Raw genomic sequence first — 11147 nt, 5'->3', positions numbered from 1 at the left:
GTCCGACTCGCCCGCCGGAAAGAAGTCCCGCCGCTCTTCACCGGAGGCCGGGAACGCTTCCGAAGGCTCCCCACCACCCCGCAAGCAATGACGTACCGCGCGCGGCCGCCGGAGAGGGAGGGCCGTTCCCTCTCCGGGCCGGCCGCTTCGGCGTTCGGTGAGCGCGGGTCAACGGTGGCAGGGAACACTGCGCTGGTCGGGCAGCTCGCGCAGCTCCGAAAATCCCAGGGCGAGCGCTTTTCCCAGATCCCGGCCGTCGATCTCGTAGACGTTGATCAATCCGGTTTCGGCGCCGCACACGGCGATCCGCCCGCGCCCGTCATGGGCGCACGAGAAGGAGAGCACCGAGACCCCGTTCTTCGCCAGCGTCTCGGCCATGACTTCCGGCGCAACCCCGCCGGAACCGCATTGCACGGCGCCGGCATACCTGTAAACCCTTACCCTCTCGGGAGAAGCGCTTCGTGCCTCCGGCGCGCAGCCGCTGCACAGCCACGCCGCGGCGAAGAAAAACCAGCCTGCGCGGACTACCGGAACGCGGTTCTTCAAGTTTCCACGCTCTCCGCAGGGCCGGCCGCCTGGCTCCGAAGCCTGTCGCCTGCTCGGGACCTTCGGCCCCGGACACAAGACCCGAGGGCAAGAGACTGGACACGAGGCCCGGCAGGTTCACGCCCGGCGCCACGATTGCAATTCGATGACGTTGCCCTCAGGGTCCGTGACGTAACACCAGGTGACCGTGGCTCCCGACGCGGTGCATAGCGAAACCACCTCACCGATCGCCCTGCCTCCCGCGGCGAGAACTGCAGCCCTGGCATCCGCGACCGAGGCGACCTCGAACGCGATGTGGCCGAAGCCCGGGCGATTCACCGCCGGCTCCGGCCTCTCCACGAGGCGCGAGTAGGTAAAGATCTCCAGGGTCGGCCCGTTCGGCCCGTGTCCCGGCAGGCGCAGATGGGCTCCGCGGAGCGATGCCTGCGGCACCCCGGTTCCGGCCTCCAGCTCGGGCCCGGAATAGTCCCGCTCGGGCGGAACGACGACGCAACCGAACTGCGTCTCGTAGAAATGCGCCAGCGCTTTCCAGTCGCGCGCGATGAGGTTCGTGTGAACGTAGCGGGCGCCCTCGATCATGCGATGGTCTCGTCCGTGCTCGCTCCGGTCCCGCGGCGGGCCACCCCGCGGCTACTTCCTGGAGAGCTCCGCCGCGGCCTGCCTGGCGAAACGCCACTCGACGATGTCGGAAAGGGGCACCTCCCGGCTGGTCTTCCGCGTCCCCTGGATCATCTGCACGACCTGGCGCATGAGATCGTCCGGGACCGTGCCGTTTCGGGCGTAGATCGGGAGCGCGTCCCGGTACACTTGCTCGCGGATCTCCCGATCCTTGATCCCCCAGCTCTTTTCCATGATCCGGAGGATGTCGTCCTTGTGCGTGTGGATGTAGTCGATACCCTTCAGGATCGCCCGGATGAGCCTGACGATCTCGTCGGGCTTTTCCCTGATCCGGTCGCGGTGCACGGCGACGCCGCCGAGCGGGACTTTCAGGATCTCGTTGAAGGCGATGATCTCGCGGAAGCCCCTCTTTTGCGCCATCTTGTTGAAGGGCGGCTGCAGCATCACGGCCTGCACCGAGCCGCTTTCCAGCGCTGCGTAGCGGCTCGGCGTCCCGCCGATCTGCAGGAACGTGACGTCCTTCTCCGGGTTGAGGCCGTACTTCCGCAGGATCATCGTCACCTGCATGTGGGGCGCGCCGCCGAAGCTGCTGATGCCGACGATCTTTCCCTTCAGATCCTCGACCCTCTTGATATCCGCGTGGGTCACCAGGACATGCTCCCCTCCCTCCATCACCACCGCCACGATGCGGATCGGCAATCCCGAAAGAGCCGCGCCGACCATGTTGCTGAAGGTCCCGCCGTAATCGATGTTTTTCGCCGCCAGCGCGTTCACCACGACCTGGTTCTGCATCACGATCAGCGACACGTTGAGCCCCTCAGCCTTGAAGAACCCTTTCTCTTCGGCCACCACGTGCGGGAGGGCGACGCTGCCGCTGCGATTGGTGAGGCCGAACGTGATCCTTTGCTCGTCCGCCGCCCCGGGAGAGACCGGGAAGAAAAGCCCCAGCGAAACCAGGCAAGCGTAGATCGCGCACCGTAACGTTCTCATGGCCGCCCCTCGAGAAAGGATTTCCGGCCGCAGCCCCATGTCGCGCCGGCCCGGATGCAGCCCCACACTAGTCGGGGCGAAAGTCCCAGTCAAGGCGAGCCCACCACCGCCGCCGCGTGCACCTACCCCGGGCGCCGCGATTTCTGCTAGGATGGCGGCCAAAGGACCGGCGACCGCCCGTATGATCGATCGCAGCGAGCAGCGTCTCAAAACCCTCTTGCCCGCATCGAGCCTCGGCCTGCTGACCGCGGCCTTCATCATCGCCAAGACCGGCCGTGACGCCCTTTTTTTCCAGGGCACATCGGGACTCCTGCAGCTGCCGCTGATCTACATAAACATCGCCGCCGCGTCGCTCCCGCTCGCCATAATCTTCGTACAAGCGATGAAGCTCTGGGGCGCGCGGCGGGCGCGCATCGGCCTCTTGCTGCTTGCGGCGGCCGCGATGGCGGGCGCGGCGCCGTGGTTGCAGCCGGGCAGTCGCCCGCTCACCCTCGCTGTCTTCATGCTCATCCCGGCGGCCTTCGGGCCCTTGTTCGCGAGCCTCTGGCTCCTCGCCGCCGACATCTTCGAGACGACCGACAGGCGCGCCGCCGCGCGCGCCTTCAGCAACATGGGAGCCTCGAGCCTTGCCGGGGGCATGCTTGGCGGCCTGATTTCGAAGGCGCTCGCTCCTCATCTCGATCCGAAATGGCTGGTTTTCGCCGGAGCCGCGCTTGTGGTCGGGGTTATCGCGCTGGTGGTGCGCACGCACCGGAGATTTCCCCCGAGCGCGTCCCGCAAAGGGCCGGTCGATAGCAAAAGCGGCTTTCTCGGCCCGCTGCGGAGCAAGTATTCCCTCACCCTGCTGTTGATCTCGATGACCGGAGCGCTCGCCGGGCTGCTGATCGATTTCCAGTTCTACGCCGCCGCAGCGGCCGCCGCGCTGGGGCCGAGGGGCAATACCGGGTTCTTCGCGAACTTCTACATCATGCTGAACCTCGGCTCCCTCTTGCTTCAGCTGTTCGCCACTCCGAAAATCCAGGATCGTATCGGCCTGCGCGGCGGCTTGATGGTGCTGCCGCTGGCGCTGATCGGCGGCGCGACGTTCGTGACCGCGGCCGCCACCGCGATCAGCCGATCGGTCTTGAAAGTCACCGAGGGAGGGATCAGGTCCTCGATTCACCGATCGATCTGGGAACAGGCTTTTCTTCCGGTCGATTCCGCCGAACGCTCCGCCGTCAAGCTGGCGGTGGACGGCGTCGGCGCTCGAGTCGCCGAAGCGGGCGGCGCGCTGATCATTCTCGTCTGGCTCAAACAGGCCGTTCCGGACGGAGTCCTCACGATGCCCCTCGACACGCGCTGGATGAGCTGGCTCACCCTGGCGACCGTGGCGGTCTGGCTCGCCGTGACGCGGGCCCTGCGCGCCGAGTTCAAACCAGCCGGAGCGGTCGACGTCGACTGCGAGCGCTTTCCCGAGCAGTGCCCGTGCACGACCGAACTCGGCAAAGGCATTCGCTGAACCGCTTTTTCCACGGGAAATCGGCGGCGTTCCCATTGACGCTGGTTTGCGGCGATGATAGCGTCCGCCACACGGCACAAGGAACCCATCGCGGGAGAGATCGATTATGGAAGGGGTCATTATCGTCACCGGGGGGGCCGGCGGCATCGGATCGGCGGTTTGCAAGGATCTCGGCGGTGCGGGCCTGCAAGTCGCGGTTGCGGACTACGCGGAAGAGGCCGCGGAGAGGATCGCGGCCGAGATCCGCGGCGCGGGAGGCGAGGCTTTCGCGGTCCGCGTGGACGTCGGCGACAAGGAGAGCGTTGCGAGAATGACGGCCGAAACCCTTCGGCGGTACGGGCGGATCGACTATCTGCTCAACGGGGCGGGCGTCATGACGCGCGTGCCGGTCGTCGATATGCCGGAGGAGGAATGGGATCGGGTCCTGAGGATCAACCTCAAGGGGGCTTTTCTGTGCTCCCAGGCGGCCGCCCGACACATGATCGCGCGGCGCGCCGGCCGCATCATCAGCATCGCCTCGGGACGCGGGGTGGCGGGACAGGCGCGCGCTGCGCACTACGCCGCGTCCAAGGCCGGCGTCATCGCCCTGACCAAGTCGCTCGCGATGGAGCTCGCGCCCCACGGCGTCACCGTCAACTGCATCTGCCCGGGAGCCACCGACACACCGATGTCCCGGGCCGGCTCGACGCCCGAGGAGTTCAAGAAACGGCAGGAGGTCCCCCCGCTCATGAACGGCCTCACCACGAAGGAAGAGATCAACGGCCTGATCCGCTACCTGCTTTCCGACGCCACCCGCTTCGTCACCGGCCAGACGTTCTTTCTCAGAACCCCGAGGTAGGCCCTCGCGGTACGTTTGCCCGGGGGCCGCGGTGATCGTCAACTGCGCCGCGTACGAGGGAGGAAGAAAGCTCGCCGACATTCCGGTCGCCGAGGTCCCGGACTATCTCGCGCGGCCGGAGACCTTCGTCTGGATCGCGCTCAAGGACCCGGAAAACGGCGAGCTGGAAACCCTGCAGGCGGTTTTCGGGCTCCCGGAGCTCGCCGTCGAAGACGCCAAGCACGGCCACCAGCGGCCCAAGATCGAAGAGTACGGCGATTCGCTCTTCGTCGTGCTGCACATGATCGAACGGGCGGGAGCCGAGCTGCTCGTGGGCGAGATCGACATTTTCGCCGGGCGCAACTACGTGCTTTCGGTCCGCCGCCAGGCGGCGCGGGGTTTCGCGGACGTGCGCGCGCGCTGCGAGAAGGAACCCGAGCTGTTGCGCCACGGCCCCGGCTATGTGCTCTACGCGCTCATGGACGCGGTCGTCGACGGCTACTTTCCGATTCTCGACGCGCTCGAGAGCGAGCTGGAGACGATCGAGGACGGGATTTTTTCCAATCAATCCAGCCGCGCCACGATCGAGCAGATCTACGAGCTCAAGCGCAAGCTGAACGTCGTCCGCCACGCCACCGAGCCGCTGCTCGAGGCGACCAGCCGCCTTTTCGGGGGTCGCGTCCCGCAGATCTGCGCCGGCCTGCAGGATTATTTCCGCGACATCTACGACCACCTGACCCGCCTCAATCAATCGAACGACGGGTTGCGCGATATGGCGACCACGGCGATGTCGGTCAACCTTTCGTTGATCACGATGCAGGAGAACGAGGTGACCAAGCGCTTCGCCGCCTACGGCGCTCTGGTGGCGGTCCCCACGATGATCGCGGGAGTCTACGGGATGAATTTTCAGCACATGCCGGAGCTGGGCTGGGTCTACGGCTACCCCTTGTCGCTGCTCGCGATGGCGGTGATCGATCTTTACCTGTTCTACCGCTTCAAACAGGCGAAGTGGCTGTAGCGGCGGGCAGAGCCCTAGTTGATCAGTCCGGTGGAGCTGTCGTAGGTGAAGCTCGCCTGCGAGCCGTTGGACTTGCTCGCCGTCAGCGTGTAGGAGGTCGGCGTCGTGATCGTAATCGTCAGGGAAACCCCGTCGGTCTGACGAAAACCGACCGCCTGGATCGCCGCGACCGTGGACGGATACGTACGGTATTCCGCGTAGTAGCTCTCCATCGCGATGGCCGCGTTCTTGAGGTCGTTTTTCATCTCCGTATCCACCGCACGGCTTCTGTAGGCCATGAACTGCGGTATGGCGACCGCGGCCAGCAATGCGATGATCGCCACCACCACCAGAAGCTCGATCAAGGTGAAGCCGTGGTCGCAGCGGCGCGCCCCTTGCGGGCGAAAAAGGGGAAGCTTCATCTGGCCCCTGCCGAAATTACTTTTATATCACAACCAGTTTGGCATGGCCAGCAGAGAACCCCGGTTCACGTTGCGGTCCCGGCCCGGGCGGTCTCTTCGCCCGGGCTCCGAGATCCGAACGTCGGCATTCTGGCCTCGGCCCCGCGCTTGCGGCACTCTTCCAGGAAGATCCTGTGGATGGCGGGATCCTGGTCCTCGTATTCGATTTGTGCGCCCCCCTTCTTGACGTCTTCTCCGGTGTCTTTCAGATCCTCGATCTTGAACTTGAAGCCCCAGGGCTTGAGCGCCAGATAGCGGGCCGGTTCCGGACCGGGATTGAAGTGCTGGTGCCACCACTGCAGCGGGGGCGTGAACATGCTCATGGGCCCCCAAGAAACTCTTTTTTTTCTCTGGTCCTGTCCTTCTTCCCAGAGGAACGAATAGCCCGATCCGGTGAGGATCACGATGTGCGCGCCCGCGCCATGGCGGTGCGCTTTTTTGTACTTCCCCGGCGGAAACTCGGAGAGATGAGCGCTCATGGTGTTGTCGACGAAATGGAACAGCGAGGTGCGGTTCTCGCCGCCTCGTTCCTTGTAATCCTTGGGCTGAAACGACCAGAGATCGGCGATGAAGTTCGACTCCCACGCCCGCCCCTTCTTGACGTCGGGGAGGTAGCGCCCTCCCTTGCCCCATTCGTCCGCGCCGCCGCTGTACCGGTCGGAGAAAACAAAGGGATTTTCGAAAATGTAATCGAGATTACGGTAACGGTTGATGACCACCGGCGCGTCGGTCAGGGAGATCATGCGTACGGGCTCCCCGCCCTGCGCGTTGAAATGCTGGTGCCAGGCGTTGAGCGGAATTGCGAAGAGGCTGCCTTTCTGCCACTCCAGAGTGTGTTTTTTCCCGCCCTCGTTCCAGATCGTGGTCGCACCCTGGCCCTGGAGAACGAAGATCGCTTTCTCGTACAGGTGGCGCAGAGGCTTGAGCTGCCCGCCGGGAGGGATCTCCTCGACGAGGAGATCGCAGGTGCCGCCCGCGCCGTCCTGGTTGACGAATGCCGCCTTGCCTCCGCTGCGCTCCCAATCGCCGAGCTGCACCGACAGCAGGTCCTCGACGATGAACCCCTTGTAGACCGGGATTCCCTCCCATTCCTGATAGATTTCGTAGGGACTTTTCGGAGCGTACGCCGCCGCTTCGTTCAATCTCCTCATAGGCCCTCCACGCGTCGCCGCTAAGCTCCCGATCTCCAGGCATCAAAGCGCGCAGGCGAGAAGCTCGGCTCCGTCTCGCCCCCGCGAACCAGTCTCGCCGCCAAAGCCCCGACCGCAGCGCTTGTGGTCACGCCGTGGCCGCCGAGCCCGGCCACCCAGAAAAAGCCCTCGAGCCGCGGGTCCCAACCAATAACAAACTTCCCGTCGCCGCTCAACGTCCTGAGGCCCGCCCAGCACCGCTGGATCGACACTCTCGCCAGCCGCGGGACGCAACGAGCGATTTTCTCGGCGAGCGCCTCGCCTACCGCAGGGTCGACCGGCGGATCTCCGGGCGGGAACTCGTCCTGATCACAGGCGCACAACAACAGTCCCTCGCCTTCGGGCCGAAAATAAAAGTCATGGCTGACGTCCCACACGAAGGGCCACCCCGAGTCCACCCAGGAGAGCGGACCGGATACGAAAAGGTGGCGACGGCAGGCCCGCAGCGGAAGCTCGGCTGCCCCGGCCATGCGCGCCACGGCGTTGGCCCAGGCCCCGGCGGCGTTGATGATCGTCCGGGCGCGGACCACCTCCTCTCCCGTCGCGACCTCGAATCCCCCGGCCGCGCGCCTGATTGAGCGGACCGCGCAACCGTAGCGAATCTCGACACCGCGGGCGGCCGCACCCTTCAAGTACCCCGTGAGCAGCGCGTGAATGTCCACGACCCCGTCGGTGGCGCACCAGGCTGCCCCGTCGAACTCGGCTCCTTCCAGGACGGGCACCCGGCGCCTGGCCTGCTCCGGCGTCCAGAATTCGACCTCGATGCCCAGACGCCGGCCCACCTCCGTGTCGCGCCGAAGCCTTTCCACCCCGTCGCCGCTGGCCAGCAACAACGAGCCGTTGCGCTTGAAACCGACCGGCACCTGCCAATCGGGCGGCAGCGCCCGCAAGAAGGCGGCGCCGTCGCGGGCAAGCGGTTGCAGGGCCTCGTCCGGGACACACTGCCGTATCATCGCGGCGTTGCGACCCGAGGCATGGAAGCCTGGAACCGGCTCCTGCTCGACGACCAGCACGCCGCCCGCGCCGCTGCGGGCGAGATGGTAAGCTGTCGCGGCGCCGGCAAACCCCGCACCGATCACGACGTGCTCCCAAGACCTCATACGCTATTCATAACCCATTCGGCTCCGTTGGGCCAGCCGGCTCCTCGAACCGACCGGCCGCAAGACGGGTTGGAAGGGTTGGCCGCGAGAGTTTTTTTTGATCTCGAACTGCGCTATAGTCGCCCCATGCGGATCCATCGGTACACCCAGTGGGATGGTACGCAGGAAATCCGCTTTCCGACCACCGAAGATCTCCTCAAGCACCTGTCGGACAATCTCCTCGAAGAGGAAGGCATCCGCCGCGCTCTGCGCGACTTGATGCGGCGCGGCTTCACGTCGGAGGACGGACAGCGCTCGGTTCGGGGCCTGAGGGACTTCTTGCGCCAGGCCGAGGAGAAGCGGCGCGAGCTCCTCAACAGGTATTCCCCCGATTCGTTCAAGCTCTCTCCCGAGGAGGCCCGCGCGTTGAGCGACAAGCTCAACAGCCTCGCGGAGAAGCTCGAGGCCTACCATGAAAAGATGAAAAACTTCATGGAGCGCCTGAGCGGCCGCTATGCCGCCGACATGAACGAGCTGGCGCGCAAGATGCAGGAAGCCTACCGGCGCTACCAGGAGCTGCGCCAGCGGCTGCAGAACCAGATCGCCGAGCGCAGCATGCGGCGCCCGGGAAACCTCGCGGGCCAGGACCCCCAGGCGCTGATGGAGATGCTCGACCGGCTGAGCAAGCTGCTCGAAGACGAGAACTTCCTGCAGAACCTGCCCAACCTGCTCGACGCCGCGGTCGAGGACCTCGACGCCATGCTCGAGAATCTCGACTCGCTGACCCAGGAGCAGCTGGGACAGCTGAGCGACATGCTCAACCAGATGCACCAGCTGGAGCAGCTTCTCAACCAGTATCCGTTCCAGGGAACGCAGCGGATGGGAATGGGCGAAGCCGGGCAGATCCTGGGACAGCTGCGCGGCCTGGAGCGCTTCCTTCGATGGGGTCAGCGCGGGATGGGCGACCCTTCGGACCTCGATCTCGAAGAGATCCGCAGGCTGCTCGGCGAAGAGGCCTACGAGAACCTCAAGTACCTGAAGGAAGTCGAGCAGCGACTCGAGGACGAAGGCTACATCGTCCGGACGAACTACGGTCTGCGCCTCACCCCGAAGGGCATGCGCAAGATCGGCGACAAGGCGCTGCGCGAGATCTTCCAGATGCTCAACAAGAACCGCTGGGGCGATCACCCGACGGGGCTGCGCGGCTTCCTCGGCGACCGAATCGAGCAGACGAAACGCTACGAGTTCGGCGACCCGCTCCACGTGAACATCGGCGAGACCCTGATGAACTCGCTCGAAAGCGGCAAGCGCGGCATCCCGCTCAGGATCGGCCCCGAGGACTTCGCCGTCCACCGGGTGGAGTACTCGACGACCAGCGAGACGGTGCTGTTGATCGACGTGAGCTACTCGATGCTGATGAACGACGCGCTTCACGCGGGCAAGAAGGTGGCGCTCGCGCTCCATCGCCTGATCGAGACCAAGTACCCGCAGGACACGCTCCATCTGGTGGCGTTCCGCTCCAACGCCAAGCTCATCCGCGCCGAGGATCTCCCGTCCATCGTATCGCTCACCTACTTCATGGAGCACGGCACCGACATCAAGGAGGCGCTGCGCTTCGCGCGCCAGCTCCTCGGCCCGCACCGCGCCGCCAACCGGCAGATCATTCTGATCACCGACGGCGAGCCGACGGCGGCGAACCTCGACCGGGGCGGCCGGCTTCACAGCGGCTGGGGATCGGCGATGCTCCACGGCCGCATCGTCCGGGAGACGCTCAAGGAGGTCAAGCGCTGCACCCAGAGTGGCATCAAGATCAACACCTTCATGCTCGGCACGGATTTTTACCGCCAGGGTTTCGTCGACCAGCTCTCCCGTCTGAACACCGGGCGGGTTTTCTACACCTCGCCCGATCAGATCGGGACTTACATCATGGTCGACTACATCGCCAACAAGCGCAAACGGATCGGCCGCTAGGTCCTGATTTCATCAACGGTTGGACCGCCGGGCGCACATCTGCCGAGGCCCGGCTGCTGCCGACATAACAAAAGTTCCTCCGCTTCCCGGTTTTTGGATCGAATTTTGGTAGCTTGAACGATCGGACCGCCGCCGCGCTGCGGGATCGAGTTCGGGCCTTGCCGGCCGCGCTTACGAGGCGTCTTGCTCCGTCACCAGCGCCAGCACGCCGGTATAGGCGAAGAGGTGATTGGCGGCACCGAGCGGCGCCAGCTCGTAGCCGCCGAACATCCCCACGAGCGGAAAGTCGCCGAAGCGGCGCTGAATGTAAGCGGTGTCGATTCCGGGAAAGCCGTAAAGCGAGGCGCCCCGGGCGCAGCAGTTGAAATAAAAGCCGAACGCGGGGCGCTTGCAGTCCAGCCGCGCGGCCTGCCGGTCGAGCATCTGGATCAGGTCCTCTCGGGCTCGCGGTCCGTCGCGCAGCGCGAAGACGATCGTGTCGCCTTCCCTGGGGGTCTCGGCGATGGCCACCGTTCCGCGGGCGGGGTCGAGCCCGACGATGTTCCGCACAAGATAACGCCCCTGCTCGATCTCACCGCGTTCCCGCGACGGAGGAAGGCCCACGAACACGTAAGCCAGCGCGCGCCGCAGGTCCTCGAGCAGGGGGCCTTTGAGCAGCCCGGTGAATACCTGGAACGCGGGCCGCCGGTCGATCTCGAAGATGACGTTCTGCAGGCTCCTGGTGATCGTCATCGGCTTCGTGATCGGCTGGCATCCCTGCGTGACGTCGACGTGCACGTTGAACCCGCCCCAGAGATGCAATCCCGAAACCGAGTTGCTCAAGACGAGATCGCCGCTCATCTGGTAAGTGGCGCCCTGCGTCCCGTTCTCGGACGAGCCGGCTCCGATGACCGGGTAGTGGCCGGCCTCTCGCAGCACGGCGTCGAGCAGCCGGCGCGGCTGGCCGTTGTAGGTGTCCGGGAACAGCAGGGAGAGGCGGC

At 65.4% G+C, this 11147-nt stretch carries 11 protein-coding genes; 4 read left to right on the top strand and 7 right to left on the bottom strand.

The features are described 5' to 3' along the window. Nucleotides 1–168: 168 nt before the first annotated feature. The 3 genes from VNN77_14875 to VNN77_14865 all read right to left on the bottom strand — a co-directional run bounded on the left by VNN77_14875 (nucleotide 169) and on the right by VNN77_14865 (nucleotide 2154). Nucleotides 169–546: a hypothetical protein gene (locus VNN77_14875; GenBank protein HXG52677.1), complete on the bottom strand. Its 378-nt coding sequence runs from the start codon at nucleotides 544–546 to the stop codon at nucleotides 169–171. A gap of 117 nt (nucleotides 547–663) precedes the next feature. Next, complete coding sequence (locus VNN77_14870; protein HXG52676.1) at nucleotides 664–1125, bottom strand: VOC family protein; 462 nt, start codon at nucleotides 1123–1125, stop codon at nucleotides 664–666. 51 nt (nucleotides 1126–1176) lie between these two features. Continuing rightward, nucleotides 1177–2154: an ABC transporter substrate-binding protein gene (locus VNN77_14865; protein HXG52675.1), complete on the bottom strand. Its 978-nt coding sequence runs from the start codon at nucleotides 2152–2154 to the stop codon at nucleotides 1177–1179. Nucleotides 2155–2335: 181 nt separating this feature from the next. On the opposite strand from VNN77_14865, the gene VNN77_14860 reads away from it, so the two are divergent. The 3 genes from VNN77_14860 (at nucleotide 2336) to corA (ending at nucleotide 5487) form a co-directional block, all read left to right on the top strand. Beyond that, the gene (locus VNN77_14860; GenBank protein HXG52674.1) at nucleotides 2336–3652 is read left to right on the top strand and encodes an Npt1/Npt2 family nucleotide transporter; all 1317 of its coding nucleotides are present in this window, start codon (nucleotides 2336–2338) and stop codon (nucleotides 3650–3652) included. A 106-nt stretch (nucleotides 3653–3758) separates the two neighbouring features. Next, nucleotides 3759–4490 (top strand): SDR family NAD(P)-dependent oxidoreductase, encoded by a 732-nt coding sequence (locus VNN77_14855; protein ID HXG52673.1) that lies wholly within the window; start codon nucleotides 3759–3761, stop codon nucleotides 4488–4490. A gap of 31 nt (nucleotides 4491–4521) precedes the next feature. Beyond that, complete coding sequence (gene corA, locus VNN77_14850; protein HXG52672.1) at nucleotides 4522–5487, top strand: magnesium/cobalt transporter CorA; 966 nt, start codon at nucleotides 4522–4524, stop codon at nucleotides 5485–5487. A gap of 14 nt (nucleotides 5488–5501) precedes the next feature. Here corA and VNN77_14845 read toward each other — a convergent pair whose 3' ends face one another. The 3 genes from VNN77_14845 to VNN77_14835 all read right to left on the bottom strand — a co-directional run bounded on the left by VNN77_14845 (nucleotide 5502) and on the right by VNN77_14835 (nucleotide 8217). Next, nucleotides 5502–5888, bottom strand: coding sequence for a type IV pilin protein (locus VNN77_14845; protein ID HXG52671.1), 387 nt, complete (start codon nucleotides 5886–5888; stop codon nucleotides 5502–5504). 65 nt (nucleotides 5889–5953) lie between these two features. Beyond that, nucleotides 5954–7078, bottom strand: a complete 1125-nt coding sequence (locus tag VNN77_14840) for a cupin domain-containing protein (GenBank protein HXG52670.1) — start codon at nucleotides 7076–7078, stop codon at nucleotides 5954–5956. Between the two features lie 20 nt (nucleotides 7079–7098). Continuing rightward, nucleotides 7099–8217: an FAD-dependent oxidoreductase gene (locus tag VNN77_14835; protein HXG52669.1), complete on the bottom strand. Its 1119-nt coding sequence runs from the start codon at nucleotides 8215–8217 to the stop codon at nucleotides 7099–7101. A 126-nt stretch (nucleotides 8218–8343) separates the two neighbouring features. Here VNN77_14835 and VNN77_14830 point away from each other — a divergent pair, with 126 nt between their 5' ends. Next, on the top strand, nucleotides 8344–10167 hold the full coding sequence (locus VNN77_14830; GenBank protein HXG52668.1) for a VWA domain-containing protein: 1824 nt from the start codon (nucleotides 8344–8346) through the stop codon (nucleotides 10165–10167). Nucleotides 10168–10338: 171 nt separating this feature from the next. Here VNN77_14830 and VNN77_14825 read toward each other — a convergent pair. Further along, a partial coding sequence (locus VNN77_14825) for an FIST N-terminal domain-containing protein (protein HXG52667.1) occupies nucleotides 10339–11147 on the bottom strand: 809 nt, incomplete at its 5' end.

The sequence above is a fragment of the Candidatus Zixiibacteriota bacterium genome (assembly GCA_035574315.1).
GTDB lineage: Bacteria > Desulfobacterota > Binatia > UBA9968 > UBA9968 > DATLYW01.
Note: the sequence above shows the minus strand (reverse complement) of the source record. Positions and strands in the feature narration are given on the sequence as shown.

What these genes read in the sequence shown, in the direction of transcription:
- VNN77_14870 (HXG52676.1), bottom strand. Translation starts at nt 1,125, where the DNA reads ATGATCGAGGGCGCCCGCTACGTTCACACGAACCTCATCGCGCGCGAC.
- VNN77_14865 (HXG52675.1), bottom strand. Translation starts at nt 2,154, where the DNA reads ATGAGAACGTTACGGTGCGCGATCTACGCTTGCCTGGTTTCGCTGGGG.
- VNN77_14860 (HXG52674.1), top strand. Translation starts at nt 2,336, where the DNA reads ATGATCGATCGCAGCGAGCAGCGTCTCAAAACCCTCTTGCCCGCATCG.
- VNN77_14855 (HXG52673.1), top strand. Translation starts at nt 3,759, where the DNA reads ATGGAAGGGGTCATTATCGTCACCGGGGGGGCCGGCGGCATCGGATCG.
- VNN77_14845 (HXG52671.1), bottom strand. Translation starts at nt 5,888, where the DNA reads ATGAAGCTTCCCCTTTTTCGCCCGCAAGGGGCGCGCCGCTGCGACCAC.
- VNN77_14840 (HXG52670.1), bottom strand. Translation starts at nt 7,078, where the DNA reads ATGAGGAGATTGAACGAAGCGGCGGCGTACGCTCCGAAAAGTCCCTAC.
- VNN77_14835 (HXG52669.1), bottom strand. Translation starts at nt 8,217, where the DNA reads ATGAGGTCTTGGGAGCACGTCGTGATCGGTGCGGGGTTTGCCGGCGCC.
- VNN77_14830 (HXG52668.1), top strand. Translation starts at nt 8,344, where the DNA reads ATGCGGATCCATCGGTACACCCAGTGGGATGGTACGCAGGAAATCCGC.